General features: G+C 66.0%; 12 protein-coding genes and 1 riboswitch. Of the genes, 4 read left to right on the top strand and 8 right to left on the bottom strand.

The window, feature by feature from the left end; genetic code table 11:
* Window positions 1-116: 116 nt before the first annotated feature.
* On the top strand, window positions 117-2,633 hold the full coding sequence (locus tag L0U84_RS12650; RefSeq protein WP_233850287.1) for an FUSC family protein: 2,517 nt from the start codon (window positions 117-119) through the stop codon (window positions 2,631-2,633).
* 19 nt (window positions 2,634-2,652) lie between these two features.
* Here the strand turns inward: L0U84_RS12650 and L0U84_RS12655 are convergent, their stop codons facing one another.
* Both L0U84_RS12655 and L0U84_RS12660 read right to left on the bottom strand, forming a co-directional pair.
* On the bottom strand, window positions 2,653-2,862 hold the full coding sequence (locus tag L0U84_RS12655; protein WP_233850289.1) for a hypothetical protein: 210 nt from the start codon (window positions 2,860-2,862) through the stop codon (window positions 2,653-2,655).
* 333 nt (window positions 2,863-3,195) lie between these two features.
* Window positions 3,196-3,681 (bottom strand): Lrp/AsnC family transcriptional regulator, encoded by a 486-nt coding sequence (locus L0U84_RS12660; protein ID WP_233850290.1) that lies wholly within the window; start codon window positions 3,679-3,681, stop codon window positions 3,196-3,198.
* Between the two features lie 138 nt (window positions 3,682-3,819).
* Between L0U84_RS12660 and L0U84_RS12665 the strand changes: the two genes are divergently transcribed.
* Window positions 3,820-4,488 (top strand): cysteine dioxygenase family protein, encoded by a 669-nt coding sequence (locus L0U84_RS12665; RefSeq protein WP_233850291.1) that lies wholly within the window; start codon window positions 3,820-3,822, stop codon window positions 4,486-4,488.
* Window positions 4,489-4,632: 144 nt separating this feature from the next.
* On the opposite strand, the gene L0U84_RS12670 is transcribed toward L0U84_RS12665, so the two are convergent.
* The 5 genes from L0U84_RS12670 to L0U84_RS12690 form a co-directional block, all read right to left on the bottom strand.
* Window positions 4,633-7,437: a mechanosensitive ion channel family protein gene (locus L0U84_RS12670; RefSeq protein WP_233850292.1), complete on the bottom strand. Its 2,805-nt coding sequence runs from the start codon at window positions 7,435-7,437 to the stop codon at window positions 4,633-4,635.
* A 118-nt stretch (window positions 7,438-7,555) separates the two neighbouring features.
* Entirely contained in the window at window positions 7,556-8,203 is a 648-nt protein-coding gene (locus tag L0U84_RS12675; protein ID WP_233850293.1) for an NAD(P)-dependent oxidoreductase, read from the bottom strand.
* A 180-nt stretch (window positions 8,204-8,383) separates the two neighbouring features.
* On the bottom strand, window positions 8,384-8,833 hold the full coding sequence (locus L0U84_RS12680) for an Rrf2 family transcriptional regulator (protein WP_233850294.1): 450 nt from the start codon (window positions 8,831-8,833) through the stop codon (window positions 8,384-8,386).
* A 93-nt stretch (window positions 8,834-8,926) separates the two neighbouring features.
* Window positions 8,927-9,391 carry a hypothetical protein gene (locus L0U84_RS12685; RefSeq protein ID WP_233850295.1) on the bottom strand — a complete coding sequence of 155 codons (465 nt, stop codon included), beginning with the start codon at window positions 9,389-9,391 and terminating at the stop codon, window positions 8,927-8,929.
* A 91-nt stretch (window positions 9,392-9,482) separates the two neighbouring features.
* Window positions 9,483-11,240: a sensor histidine kinase gene (locus L0U84_RS12690; RefSeq protein WP_233850296.1), complete on the bottom strand. Its 1,758-nt coding sequence runs from the start codon at window positions 11,238-11,240 to the stop codon at window positions 9,483-9,485.
* A gap of 434 nt (window positions 11,241-11,674) precedes the next feature.
* Between L0U84_RS12690 and L0U84_RS12695 the strand changes: the two genes are divergently transcribed.
* The gene (locus L0U84_RS12695) at window positions 11,675-12,862 is read left to right on the top strand and encodes an ammonium transporter (RefSeq protein WP_233850297.1); all 1,188 of its coding nucleotides are present in this window, start codon (window positions 11,675-11,677) and stop codon (window positions 12,860-12,862) included.
* Window positions 12,863-12,939: 77 nt separating this feature from the next.
* A riboswitch (Fluoride riboswitch) is annotated at window positions 12,940-13,001 on the top strand.
* Window positions 13,002-13,073: 72 nt separating this feature from the next.
* Window positions 13,074-13,454 (top strand): fluoride efflux transporter CrcB, encoded by a 381-nt coding sequence (gene crcB / locus L0U84_RS12700; RefSeq protein ID WP_230560409.1) that lies wholly within the window; start codon window positions 13,074-13,076, stop codon window positions 13,452-13,454.
* 22 nt (window positions 13,455-13,476) lie between these two features.
* Here crcB and L0U84_RS12705 read toward each other — a convergent pair whose 3' ends face one another.
* A complete protein-coding gene (locus L0U84_RS12705) occupies window positions 13,477-14,880 on the bottom strand; it encodes an amidase family protein (protein ID WP_233850299.1) in 1,404 nt (467 codons plus the stop codon).
* Window positions 14,881-14,933: the final 53 nt, after the last annotated feature.

A 14,933-nucleotide genomic window follows, 5' to 3' on the forward strand; every position in this document is an offset into this window, starting at 1 on the left:
GCATAACCTGGCCGGATGGACGAGGTCAGAACGCGCGCAAAATCAGTTAGACTCGACGGCAGTTTCGCGCTGTCTCTCCAACTGCGGTTTTCTCGGTGAATGGATTCAGGTAGTCGATGCGCTATTCGGTCGAAATAAGAAAATTCCTTTATAGCCAGTACTTTTATGGCGGCCTGCGCATCGCGGTCGGCGTGTCGTTGCCGGCCATCCTGTGCCTGATCGTGTTTCACGATCGCGAGCTCGGCTTCACGATCGCGACCGGCGCGCTCGGCGCCTGCGTCGTCGACATGCCGGGCCCGCTCAAGTACAAGCACAACGAGATGCTGGCCTGCTCGGTGATCGGCTTCCTGTCCGCACTCGCCACCGGCCTCGCCACCGTCAATCCGATCGCGCTGTGGTGCACGGTCGTGCCGCTCACGTTCGTGCTGTCGCTGATCGTCGTGTACGGCAACCGCTGGCCGCAGATCAGCTTCGCGACGCTGTTCATGATGATCATGACGCTGGAGGAGCACTTCACTCCGCTGCAGGCGCTCGTCAACGCGTCGTGGATCCTGCTCGGCGGCCTCTGGTACACGTACTGGTCGACCTTCGTCAGCCACTGGATGATGCATCGGATCGAGCAGCAGGCGCTCGCCGAAAGCGTGTTCGCATGCGCGGACTATCTGCTCGCACGCGCGGCCTTCTACGATCTCGACAACGATCTCGACGAGTGCTATCGCAACCTCGTCGACAAGCAGATCTCCACGGTCGAGCGCCAGGACGCCGCGCGCGACATCGTGCTGCGCAATCTGCCCAGATTGAAGCGCGGCAAGCTCGAACCCCGCCGCGCGATGCTGTACAACCTGTTCATCAATACCGTCGATCTGCACGAGCTGTTCGTCGGCGCGCAAACCGATTACACGCTGGTGCGCAGCACGTTCGGCGGCTCCGATCTGCTGGTGTTCTATCGCGATCTGATCCGCAAGGCGGCCGAAGATCTCGAGGAGATCGGCCTCGCGGTGCTGCAGAACCAGGCGCCGCGCAAGCGCGTGAACGTGAAGGCGGAATTGCGCGCGATCGAGTATGAAATCGAGCTCATGCGCAAGCAGGAGTTGCCGACGCAGAACCCGGAGGCGTATTCGGCGGTGTCGTCGAATTTCCGCCGCATCTGGAGCGCCACGCGGCTGATCGACAAGATGCGCCGCAGTCTCACCGCCGAGCCGAGCCCGACCGAAACCGAACTGCGCATCGACCAGGCGCTGAGCCGCTTCGTGTCGAGCCGGCGCGTGCCGTTCGGGCAGATCTTCTCGAATCTGACGATGGCCTCGCCGAGCTTTCGCCACGCGTTGCGCGTGACGATCGCGGTCGCCGTGGGCTTCTGGCTCGGCCGCCTGCTGCCGCTCACGAACGCGTACTGGATCGTGATGACCACCGTGATCATTCTGAAGCCCGGCTACTCGCTGACCAAGCAGCGCAACGGGCAGCGGATCATCGGTACGCTGATCGGCTGCGCGGCGAGCATCGCGCTGATCATCTTCGTGAAGGAGCCGCACATCCTGATGGTCGTGATGTTCGCGTCGATGGTGATGAGCTACAGCCTGCTGCTGTTCAACTACACGGCGAGCGTCGTGTTCACGTCGTCGTATGTGCTGCTGCTGTTCCATCTGCTCGCGCCGGGCAGCATGCGCATCATCGGCGAGCGCGCGATCGACACCGTGGTGGGCTGCGCGATCGCGATCGCGGCGAGCCACCTGTTCCCGTACTGGGAATACCGCCTGATGGGCAAGCTCGTCAACAACATGATCAGCGCGACGCGGCAGTATCTCGAAGCGAGCTGGTGGTGGAGCGGCAAGCCGGCCGCGGCGGTGGTCGCGACGGTGACCGAAGCGGGCGCGCGTGCGCCGGCGGCGGCGATGGCGGACCCCGAGATCGGCTTTGGCGGCCCGGCGCTCGCCATCGCTGGAGCCGAAGCTGAACTGGAGAGTGGCGGCGCTGCTCGCGGCGCTGGGCGCGCCAGCGCCGCGCAGCCGGTCGCCGACGCGGGGATCGATGCGAACGCGGGCGAGTCCACCCCGGACACCACCACGATCCGCAACGCGACCGCGCGCCCGTCAAGCGGTGCATCGGCTGCCGCCGCCGCGGCGGCGACCGCGCTCGACCGCGATTACCGTTATCGGCTCGCGCGCAAGAACGTCCACGTTGCGTTCGCGAATCTCGGCCAGGCGTTCCAGCGGATGATGCTCGAACCGAAGTCCGCGCAGAAGTTCGTGCCGGAGTTGAACGGGCTGCTGGTGCGCAGCCACGTGCTGGCGTCGCAGATCACGGCCGCCGCGCCGCTGTTGCGCACTTCCGCGCAACAGCAGCAACAGGTCGAGGACATCTCGCTACAGCCGCTGCAACGCGCTTTGAGCCTCGTGCGCGACAACCTGAGCGCCGCCGAAGCCGGCACCGCGTTGCCTGCCGAGCAGAGCGAGCAGATCAAACTGATGAGTCGCGAGCTCGATGTGATGGTCGTCGAAACGGAGAAATCGCCGGACTATTCGGCCGATGCCGTGCACGATACGAAGCTGCTCGCGCATCAATGCAAGCAGATGCTGTCGGCGTCCGCGCAGATTCGCAAGGACGCGAGCATGATCCGGCTGCCGGAGGAGTGAAGCAGCAAGCTCGTTGGCGTTATTGCGCGGCGCCGCTCGCTGGTTTCATCGCGTTGGCGGCCGCGGCCGCCTCGGAAGTCACGGACGGCGCCTGCGCGTTCTGGCTGTCGAACTCGTGCTTTTCGCGGATCGCGTTGTAGAACAGTGTGGCGATCACGAGAAGGATCGCCACCACGATAAAGATGGCGATGCCGAAGGTCGGGTTCTTTTTGCGCGGCGGTTTGGTCATGAAGCGGGCTCGGTTCGCGAAGCAGTCGCGGATGGGTCGGGAAGGCGGCATTCTACGCCCAGTGGGCTTGCACGCGGCTTGCAGCCGGACGGGAGCGGTAGGCATGGATTCGCGGCGGCGCGCCCGCTTTGGTGGCAGCAAGTGGTGACAGCAAGCGGCGGTCCTGGCGAAATGCGATTTGTCGCTTGCTGCTTGTGATTTTCGTTCGGTAATCCGGCGTGCACTGCAAGCGCCGTCACGAAGCGCTACCTCGTACGTGTCGGGATCGGAGGCGATCCCCGATTGATTGCCTCATCCTCTTCGTCAATCGGGGCGACGATCATATGACGCGTGTCAGCCGTCATTTGCGACAGTCACGGCCGGCCGCACCGGCAACGCCGTCGAATACTTGATCTGCTCCATCGCAAAGCTCGAACTCACGTCGTACAGCGGAACGGCCGTGATCAACTGCTTGTAGATCCGGTCGTAGTCGTCGATATCGGAGACCACCACGCGCAGCAGATAGTCGGTCTCGCCGCTCATCCGGTAGACCTCGACCACTTCGGGAATATCGCGCACCGCCTGCGTAAACGCGGCGGCCCATGCCTCCGTGTGCTGATTCGTGCGCACCGCCACGAACACCGTGGTGCCGACGCCGAGCTTGCGCGCGTCGCACAGCGCCACCTGGGCGCGAATCACGCCCGCTTCCTTCAGGCGCTGCAGCCGCTTCCAGCAAGGCGTCTGTGACAGGTTCACGCGCTGCGCGAGTTCGGCTATCGGCATCGTCGCGTCTGCCTGCAGCAGTTCGAGCAGTTTCCGATCGATGATATCCATACCCATACCACCACCCCTTATAGGAAATTATTCTACTTTTCTGACGGTCAAGGGAATTATATGGAAACTCTTTCTCCGGGCAAACCGGTATAAATATCGATACCGAAAATTGCCGACCAGCAGCGCACGCGCTGGATCAAAACCATGAGCAACCACCTCCGCACCACCGCGTTCGAGCACCTTCCCGACTACCTGAAGTCGCTGCCGGACCCGGCCCGACTCGAAGCTACCGCGCCGCCGACGCACACGCTGGGCGATCCCGGGCGCACGCCGCTCGAGCACCTGTGCAACACGCTCGACGCGATGTTCGAAGCGTGCGCGAAATTCCCGGAACCGTCGCATTCGACCTTCTTCGCGCGCACCATGCGGCTCGCGCTCGCCGACGCGGCCGCCGACCCGGCGTTGCTCGCACCGATGCAACGCGAAGGCTGCGCCGATACCTATCGGCGCCATCTGCTCGTCGCCGATCCGCGAGGCCGCTATGCGATTGCCGCGCTAGTCTGGCAGCCGGGCCAGGCGAGTCCCGTGCACGGGCATCACACGTGGTGCGGTTACGCGGTGGTCGAAGGCAAGCTGAGCGAAACGATCTTCGAATGGGACGACGCCCGGCAGTGCGCGAGCGCGCTGCGCGTCCAGGCACGCAAGCGCGGCGCGGTGTCGTTCGTACGCAGCGGCCGTGCCGCGATTCATCGGCTCGGCAACTGCAGTGATGCGCCCGCCGTGTCGCTGCATATCTATGGCGTCGAAGGCGCGCGGATCGGCACGCACGTGAACGACATCGTGCGCATGGCCGACACGGCGGAGCTGGTTTGACGGTTGTCCGTCACGACGCGACATGACGTGACATGACGTACCGTCACGGATTCGCGCGCTGACTCACTAACGCAGTAGTAGCGCGGTAACGCGAACACAAAAGCATATGGCCGTCGTCGCACGGCCGCGAGGCAATCCCCCGCCTCAACTCTTCCCGCTCGCATCGCCCGCCGTCGGAATCTGCGGCGGAATCGGCGCGGTCTGTCCGGTCGTCGGCGGCGCCGGACGTGGTTCGTGCGACACGTCACGCGCGGGCGCGAGAGGCACATGTGTCGACGCGCGCGCCGACGGGCCGGCCACGCCCACTTCATACTCAGCTTCGCGCGGATACTCATGCGCCGCTTCGCGGCTTCTTTCGTGCGCGGGTTCGTGCGCCCTGTGAGGAGCTTTGCCGTGCCCGCCGTCCCGCGCCCGCTGATGCGCGTCGCCGTGCGCATGCCTGATGTCATCGGAACCGGCATCCACCGGTGCGACGAACCCGGTCATCTCATCGTCGCGCAACGGCTCGCCCTCGCTATCCTTCGACGACGTGTACACCCGCATCTGCGCGACCGGAATCTCGATGCCCGCCTCGTCCATCTTGCGCTTGAGCCGCAAATTGAACGCGCGCGCGACACTCCATTGCTGCAGCGGCCGCGTCTTGATCTGCCCTTTGACGACCATCCAGTTCGGATCGAAGCGGTCGAGCCCCCACACCTCGATCGGCCCGAGCATCTCGCGCCGGTAACGGAAATCGGCCATCAGCTCCGCGCCGACTTCGCGGATCAGCTCCGTGATCTCGTCGACATCGGTCGAGAACGACATGCGCACCTCGAACACCGCATAGGCGAAATCGCGCGACAGGTTCTTCACGATCTTGATCTGCGAGAACGGAATCGCGTGGATCGCGCCCTGCCCGTCGCGCAGCCGCACGGTGCGGATCGACAGATGCTCGACCGTGCCCGCATGGCCGCCATCGACGTCGATCCAGTCGCCGACCGAGATCGTGTCCTCGATGATGATGAACAGGCCGGTGATCAGGTCGGTCACGAGCGACTGCGCGCCGAAACCGATCGCCAGACCGATCACGCCCGCGCCGGCGAGCAGCGGCGTCACGTTGATGCCGAGATTCGCGGCGGTCACGATCCCGCCGATCGTCATGATCGTGACCAGCAACACGTTGCGCACCAGCGGCAGCATCGTGCGGGCGCGCGTGCTCGGGCTGCGCGCCTTGTTGCGCGGGCTGCCCGGATTGAGCGTCTCGGTGATCGCGGTGTCGACCAGAATCCACAGCAGCCACGCGATGAACACAGTGGCGACGATCGCCGTCATCGCATGCGCGATGCCGCGCGCCGCCACGTTCCTCTCGATCACCGCGGCCAGCGACACGTCCCACAGACGCGCCGCGAATTCGAAGAAAAACAGCCAGATGAACAAGGTCAGCAAGGTGCCGCAAAAGCGCAGCAGCCGCGTCAGATACGGCGAGCGGCGCCGCGCGCGGGCGTTGCGCGGCCGCGTCACGCGCAGCACGATCGCCGACAGGAAAAACGCCAGCACCAGCAACAGCGCGGTGACGATCGAGATCTGCAGCACGTTTTCGCTGGAACCGGAGCCGCCGAGCGTCGCGACCACCGATGCGGCCGCGAGCACCAGCACCGGCACGTGCCACATCGCGGCGAGCACCTCGAACGCATCGGTCGCGGCCTTGTGGTCGTTGCGCTGTTCGTACGGCCGGTTGCGGATCAGGTGCGCGACCGGCCGGCGGAACGCCAGCGCGAAATAGCCAGTCAGCACGGCGGCCGTCATATTGGCCGCGGTCGAAATCAGCGCGGCGAGGTTCGTCCCGAGTTGATGCTCGACGTCGTAATTGACGGCTGCGTCGCCGAGCGCGCCGCACACGCCGATCACGAACAGCACGCGGCGCGCGTGATCGATCAGCTGGCGCACCGCGACGCGCCGGTGGCCCGAGCCGAACAGTGAAAACATGATCAGACAGATCGCGGAAAACACCGCGCCCGCGACGATCGCATACGCGACCACCATGCCGAGCGTGCGGCCGAGCGAATCGGGCATTGCCCGCATGAACAGCAGCGCCGCGATGAAAGCGATGATCCACGGACCGACGCGGCGCAGCGCGAAGATCAGCAGCTCGCGCGTGGTGGGATTGGGCCGCAGCACGAACTCGATGCCGAAGCGCCGGTGCAGCCGATGCTGCAGATAGATCAGCGCGCCAGCGCAGGCGCCCCAGCCGGCCAGCATCCCTAGCATCGCCAGCAGGATCGTGCCGATACCTTCGCGTCCCTGGCCCGAGACGATCGTGTACAGCTCGTTACCGGCCGCGGTCACGCGCCCGCTCCAGTAGCGCACCGGCGTGCGGCCCTGATGCATGTCGGATTCGAACGACGCGATGCCCGACGCGATCGCGCCGAGCAGGCCCGGGCTAGGTTGCGCAGACGCGGGCGCGGGCGGCCCGACGGTTTGCGCGGCGCTTTGCGATACGTCGCGCAGCTTTTTCAGCTGGGCGACCAGCGCGCTGCGCTGACGGTCGTTGTCGAGCGTGGCGATCACGCTGTCGAGCGAGCGCGCAAGCTCCGCCTGGCTGGCGGGCGATGGCGCCGACGCCGCCTCGGGCGCCGACGCACCCGATGCCGCGGACGCGGGCGTCGCGTTCACCGTCGCGCTGTTGATCAGGCTTTGCAACGCCGGAATCACCGGCGTGCCGCCGCCGACCGCGGGGCCCGCGGCTTGCGCGATGCGCGGCAGCGCGCCGAGGCACACAAGCAGCGCGGCGCACAGCAGTGCGGTGAACCAACCGACGGCATTTGCGCTCGCGCGCGCACGGGCGTCGCCGCTGGCTGCGTTGCGAACGGTGTGATCGAAGGAGATATGGGGGGCGGTGAGAACCGCCGGCTGCTGCCCGCCGCCAGACGGCGCAGCCTCGGACTCACGCCGCGACGGGCATGACTGCATGGCAATCCGTGAGAAAACGGCAGACGCCAGTGTAGCCGCAGTTTCGCCCGGCGCCCCCGAACATGCGTAACCGAATGTTAGTACGCTTGCGCTGCCGGCGAATTCGATACGCAGGTCGTCAGTACGCGACCGTCGCGATCTGGCGGATGAAGCGGCCCTGCTCCAGTTCGTCGACGAAGGCGATCGCGTAGTCTTCGGCCGAAATGCGGCTGTTGCCATCCGCATCCGCGATCAGCGTGTTCGCGCCCGTGCGGAACTGGCCGGTGCGCTCGCCCGGCGCGATCACCGCGGCCGGCGCGAAGAAGGTCCAGTCGAGATCGGTCACGCCGCGGTAGAAGTCGAACGCGTCGCGGTGCGCGAGCGCGATGCCCTTGTACGCGTCCGGAAAACCGTCGGTGTCGACCAGTTGCTTGCCCGGCGCGACTTCGAGCGAGCCCGCGCCGCCCACCACGACGACGCGTTTCAGCCCCGCCGCGCGCACCCCTTCGACCAGCGCGCGGGTGGCTTGCGTCAGCGTGGCGAGATCGCCTTGCGGCGGTGCGTACGCGCTTGCGACGACGTCCTGCCCGCGCACCGCCGCGCCGACGCTCGCGGCGTCGAGCAGATCGGCCTGCGCGGCGCGCAGATTCGCGACGCCGGCCGGCACGCGCGCCGGATCGCGCACCAGCGCCGTTACCTGATGCCCGCGACGCGCCGCTTCCGCGGCAATCCGCGAACCGATCATGCCGGTTGCGCCAAACAAGGCGATCTTCAGTTGCTTGCTCATATCAGCGTACTCCTCAGGTTGTCTTATGTGTAACTTTTATAGTTACACATAACGAGAAAAAAAGCGGGGCGCTCACCCCGTTCGTTTGTTATGCGCGCCTGCCGGAACCATTCGACCCGCGCGCCGCGACACTGCGCTTCTATCGGTTACTGCCGACGCGTGTTGCGCGCGAAGGCGCGCTCAAGCGCGACGTTTGCGCTCGCGCTGCTTCTCCGAGCGGACCACGTCGGCGGTCGCGTCGGCAAGCGTGCGTGCCGCCAGCGCCGCTTCCATCGCCTGCTGCGCTTCGTCGATGATGCCGCTCAGCACGCTCTGGATATTGCGCCCCACCATGCACGCGGGATTCGGCTCCTCGCGATGCAATGCGAACAGCTGCGCGTCTTCCACCGCGCGATAGACGTCGAGCAGCGTGATCTGCTCCGGCCGCCGGGCGAGCAATGCACCACCACCGGCGCCCATCTGCGACGTGGTGAGACCGGCGTCCGAGAGCATGGTCAGCAGTCGGCGAATCAGCGCAGGATTGGTGTTCACGCTGCCCGCGATCATCTCCGACGACAACGGCACGCCGCCCTGTAGCGACAGCAGCGCGAGCACATGCACGGCAAAGGCAAACCGGCTACTGGTGTTCACGGCAGATCCGTCCCGCAACGACAATGTGTAACCATCGTAATTACATATAGCTCAAAAGTCAAACTGCGGAAACCCGATCGAACGGTGCGCGGGTCATTTATCCATCTGCTTCTGCGCGTCGGCGGAATCGGTCGACGCGGTCGACGAAGCCGACGCGCCCGCATTCTGCGCCGACCACGCCTGCAGCTTGCGCCCCGCCGTTTCGAGGCCCTGGCCCGTGATCGATGCGGCCTTGCCGAGTTGCGCGTTGGCGGCGCTCGCGGCGTTCTGCAGGTTGGCCTGCGCGGTCGATGCGAGCGCGGACGGGTCGATCTTGATCGACGGCGCGGAGGCCGAGTCGAGGTTCTGCTGCGCGGCGTCCTTGGTCGCGTTGACCTGCTGGCCGACGTAGCTCGCGGCCTGATCGAGCTTCTGACCGGCGAGCTGCGCGGCGTCGTTGAGCTTGCCCGCGACCTGGCCTGCCGACGCGTCGTTCTTCTGGCACGCGGCCAGCGCGCCGAACACGAGGACCACGACCGCCGCGCGGCGCAATAACGATGAGGAAGGAGATGAAATCATGATCAGGAAGGAGCCGCATCGGGCGGCTCGCAGATGCGAAGACGTGCCCATGATACCGCCGTTGCGCCGCGCGGCCGCCACCGAGCGCTCGCTACCGCGTACTGATTCCTCGCACTGCGTCGATCGAAGCCACGGGCGACCCACCGCCTGCGCCCAGGCCAGTCCCCCCAGCGCCCTGCACGCTCTCACGCGCACCGCGCAGCGCCGGAGCCGGACCCGCCGCCGCGAGCGCAGGCGCACGAGCCACCACCGGTTCGGCGCCCGCGGCACCCGCCTCCGGAAGCGACAGATAGAACGTCGTGCCCATCCCTTCCTTCGATTCCGCCCACACGCGGCCGCCGTGCCGCTCGACCATCCGTCGCACCAGCGCGAGGCCGATGCCCTCGCCGACCGCCGCAGTGCCGTGCAGGCGCTGGAACGCGGTGAACAGACGCGGCAGCGCGATCGCCGGAACGCCGAGGCCGTTGTCGCGCACGTAGAAGATCCGCAGCGAATGCACGCCCGGCGGCGCCGGCGTGGTGCCGATTTCGATGCGGCCCTCGCGCGCCGGATCCAGATAGTTGACCGCATTGCCGAGCAGGTTCGCGAAGATCTGTTCGAGCGCGGTCGGGTCCCCCCATACCGCGGGCAGTACGCCCACCGTCACGCGCGCGCGCCGCGCGCGGATCGAGCCCTGCATCGCATCGACGACGCGCTGCACGATGTCGCGCACATCGACCTTCTGGCGCCGGTACTCGACACGCCCGACGCGCGACAGCCGCAGCAGCGCGTCGATGATGTGCGACGCGCGCAGCACCGCGGTCTGCAGATAATGCAGCGCCTCGCCGATGTCCTCGTCGACGATCCGCTCGATCCGTTCACGCGTGCTGATCGCGAGCGACGAGTCGCGCACCGCCTCGCGCAACTCGTCGCCTGCGCGGATCAGCTCCTTCGAAAATCCCTGCAGGTTCACGAGCGGCGCGCGCAGGTCGTGCGACACGCTGTAGATGAACATTTCGTTTTCCTGGGTCTGCTGGCGCAGCGTCTCGTTGATGCGCGCGAGTTCGGCGGCGCGGCGCTCGAGGTCCGCGTGAAAGCGCGCCTCGATGCGCTCGGCTTCGAGCAGACGGCGGCTCGTCTCGTGCAAGGTCAGATCGAGTCGCGCGATTTCATCGCGGCCCGCGCCGAGCGGTGCGAGCGGCTCGTTGCCGGCGAGCCGGCCGGCGTTGTCGGACAGCAGCGCGAGCCGGCCGCGCACGCCGCGCGTGAACATCCAGACGGCCACCGCGACGAACAGCAGCGAGCCGAACGCGGCCGCGACGATCAGCGTCTGTTCCCGTTCACGCACGGCGGCGACCGCACTCGAGCGCGAGGTATCGAGGCGGCGCTCCTCCGCCTGGAACGAGGTCACCTCCAAACGGAAATGATCGAGCACGTCGGCCTGGGCGAGATCGTGGAAGCGCGCGAGAATCTCGCCGCGCCGCCCAGCGTGCAGCAGGTCCTGGATCCGGTCGGACCACTGGCGGTACGCCTGCACCGCCTGGCGCATCTCGACCGCGCGCTCGACCTGGGCGGGATTGTCCGCGACGAGTTCGGCGAGCTCGTCGATGCGCCGGTCGACGTCCACCCATACCGCGACCCGCGTCGTGAAGTGCGCGTCGTTGGCGAGCACCGCGCCGCGCAGCGCGACCGATTCGGCCAGCACCGGATCGAGAATCGCCGTGGTCTGGCGCAGCACCTCCTCGCTATGCATCGCCCAGCGCTCGGCCGACGTCGCATCGGCCTGCGCCTTCACGAGGCCGCTGAGCAGCGCGAGTTCGAAGACGGCCGGGATCGCGATCAGCAGCAAGCCTTTAGTGGTGAGTCTCATGCGTGCCCATGGGAGGGGTTGGCCGGCGGATCATGCACGGAGTCGGCACATTATGTCGGCGTTTGCGCGCGAAAAGAAAGAGGGGCACGAACTCGTCGACGGCCGCCTCTCCCGCTGGCAGACCACGCGCCAGGATTGGGCATCGGCGCGTCCAGTCAGCATCTCGTGGCGTCAGGAATCCGAATGAATATGTAATAAAAATCGAAGATTTCGCCCTCGTCTGGGTCATCCCGCGCCGTCACGCCGATTCATGCACTTTTCTTGTGCTTCCGATGTCTGTTCAGGTGCATGACGCGCTCGGGCGGCGCACGCGTCAAAACCATCCGGATTCCCATCCCGGTGCCCAATTGCACCGCATCGACGCGACCCGCACAACTTTGGCCCGCTTCTTGCGTACATAGCGCACCTTTTTTTGGCATAAGCGGGACACATCGATGGAAAGTCTGAAATACGGCGCCGATACCGAGTTTCTTCTGATCGGCGCCGCCATGGTGCTGGCGATGCACGCGGGGTTCGCCTTCCTTGAGCTCGGCACCGTGCGCAAGAAGAATCAGGTCAATGCGCTGGTCAAGATTCTGGTGGACTTCGCGGTCTCGACGATCGCGTACTTCTTCATTGGCTACACGATCGCCTACGGCGTGCAGTTTTTCAGCAACGCCGCGACGCTCGCCGAGCACAACGGCTACGCCCTCGTGCGCTTTTTCTTTCTGCTGACGTTCGCCGCGGCGATCCCCGCGATCGTGTCGGGCGGTATCGCCGAGCGCTCCAAATTCAATCCGCAGCTGTTCGCGACGTTCGTGCTGGTCGGCTTCGTCTATCCGTTCTTCGAAGGCATCGCCTGGAATGACCGCTTCGGCATTCAGGACTGGCTGACGCAGGCATTCGGCGCGCCGTTCCATGACTTCGCGGGCTCGGTGGTGGTGCACGCGTTCGGCGGCTGGGTTGCGCTGCCGGCCGTGCTGCTGCTCGGCGCGCGCCACGGCCGCTATCATCGCGACGGCGGTATCGCCGCGCATCCGCCGTCGAACATTCCGTTTCTCGCGCTCGGCGCATGGGTGCTGACGGTCGGCTGGTTCGGCTTCAACGTGATGAGCTCGCAGACGCTCGACAAGATCAGCGGCCTCGTCGCGGTCAACTCGCTGATGGCGATGGTCGGCGGCACGCTGAGCGCGTGGTTCGCGGGCCGCAACGACCCGGGCTTCACGTACAACGGCCCGCTCGCCGGACTCGTGGCCGTGTGCGCCGGCTCGGATCTGATGCATCCGCTCGGCGCGCTGGTCACGGGCGGCATCGCCGGCGTGCTGTTCGTCTATATGTTCACCTGCGTGCAGAACCGCTGGCGCATCGACGACGTGCTCGGCGTGTGGCCGCTGCACGGCCTGTGCGGCGCGTGGGGCGGCATCGCGGCCGGCATCTTCGGCATGCATGCGCTCGGTGGGCTCGGTGGTGTGTCGTTCGTCTCGCAGGTGATCGGCACGCTCGGCGGGATCGTCGTGTCGGGCGTCGGCGGCACGATCGTGTACGGCGTGATCCGCATGACGGTCGGCCTGCGGCTCGACCAGGAAGAGGAATACAACGGCGCCGATCTGTCGATTCACAAGATTTCGGCAACGCCGGAGTGAACCCAGGCTGCGCTTGCGGAAAACGGGACCGGCGCGGGCCACGCGCCTGTCCCCAAATGCACGCGCCGATGTTAGACTTCGCGGCTGGAGATGGCATTCTCCATTAACCGCCCTTGGGGCTGATGATGCCTGCTACGCCCGGTCATGCGGACGCGGCATCAACTCGCCCGCATCAACCGGTTTGTCGACATTCCGGTTTCGATCCTCTTCCATGTATTGGTCTTTTCTCGCTGTCGCGATTGGCGGCGCACTCGGCTCGCTGTTTCGCTGGTTCCTCGGCTTCCGACTGAACGCGATCTTTAGCGACCTGCCGCTTGGCACGCTCGCCGCCAACGTGATCGCCGGCTACATCATCGGCGTGGCGGTCGCGGGCTTCGCGCGTGTGCCTCAGCTCGCGCCGGAATGGCGGCTGTTCGTGATCACCGGTCTGATGGGCGGCCTGTCGACGTTCTCGACGTTTTCCGCGGAGGTCGTGCAGCGCCTGCAGGACGGCCGGCTCGGCTGGGCGGCCGGCGAGGTGGCGATTCACGTGAGCGCGTCGCTGATCATGACGATTCTCGGCATCGCGACGGTTTCGCTGCTGGCGCGCTGAGACTGAGACGCGCACGTGAGCTTCAGCCGGCTACCGGATCGACTGCCGATACCGGAGCGCTACGGGCTTCGATCGCAAGACCGGCTTGCAGACACAGGTCCTCCCTGAAATGCGCGGCAACGATCTGAACGCCTACCGGTACTCCGTTCACGAGATCAGTCGTGACCGTGAGACCAGGCAAGCCCATCGCGGGTAGCGCTCGCATGGTGAGTTGCGACTCCCACACTCGCTCGAAGCCGTCGATTCCCTGCCGATCCAGATCGTCGGGAAACGGCAGTTCCGCCGATACCGGCAGGACCAGAACCGCATATCGATCGAGGAACGTTCGCCACTGCCGCATCAAGGTCGTCCGTCTCACGAGCGAGTCCTTGATGACGTCGGCTGGCAGATTGGCTACCTTGAGCCGCGCCGCGGCGACGACCGCAGCCGCGCCCGGGTCGCCATCGCTCTCCACCGAGCGTGCCAGGGCATCGAATCCATCTCCAAGCCACAGCCGCTCCTGAACTTGCGCCGCGTCGCGAATCGGGGGTGTGTCGTCGATTTCGTCGACGCTCCAACCGGCATCGACGAGTTTGCGCGCGGCTTCGCGCAGCGCCGCTTCGACTTCCGCAGTGATCCGCAAACCGCCCGGACGCAGACACAACGCTGCGCGCTTCGGCACCTCGGCGCCGACCAGCGGCATCGGCACATACCAGGGATCCCGAACGTCCGGCGCCGACAGCGCCAGCAGACCGAGACGCAGATCCTCCATCGTTCGGCCCATCGGACCGGCCGCCGACATCAGCTGAGCGCCGATCGCACGCTCGGGCCACGTTGCGTTATACGCCGGCACGCGTCCCAGGCTTGGGCGAATCCCATGGATACCACAGGCGTAAGCGGGATAGCGGATCGAACCGCCGATGTCGGTGCCGATCGCGAGTTGTCCGATACCCGCCGCAACGGCGGCGGCGCCGCCGCCCGATGAACCACCGGGCGTGCGCGACCGGTCTCGGGGATTGAAGGTCTTGCCGTGCACCTGGTTCGACGTGAACCAGCGCAACGCAAAGGTCGGCGAGTTGCTGCGGCCCAGCAGCACCGCGCCCGCTTTTTCAAGGTTGTCGACCAGCGGGCTGTTCTCCTGAGCGACGAGGTTTTCGTGGCTCCGCGCTCCGTTCGTCGTCGCGAACCCACGCTGGTCGATGTTGATCTTCACCGTCACCGGAACGCCGGCAAGCGGCCCCAACGTCTCGCCACGTGCGCGCGCGCGGTCCACCGCCTCGGCCTGCTGAATCACCGCTTCCGGCCGGTATGCAACGATTGCATTCAGCGCCGGATTCACCGACTCCAGGCGTTCCAATGCGGATTGCGCGGCCTCTTTTGCCGATACGTCACCGTTCCTGATCCGCGTCGCAAGTTCGTTTGCACTCAGGCGCCAAAGCTCGATCATGGTTCCTCCAGCAACTCGTGGTTAGTCTTCGCTAATCCGAACGAGGGTTTCGC

The organism is Paraburkholderia sp. HD33-4 (assembly GCF_021390635.1).
Classification (GTDB): Bacteria; Pseudomonadota; Gammaproteobacteria; order Burkholderiales; family Burkholderiaceae; genus Paraburkholderia.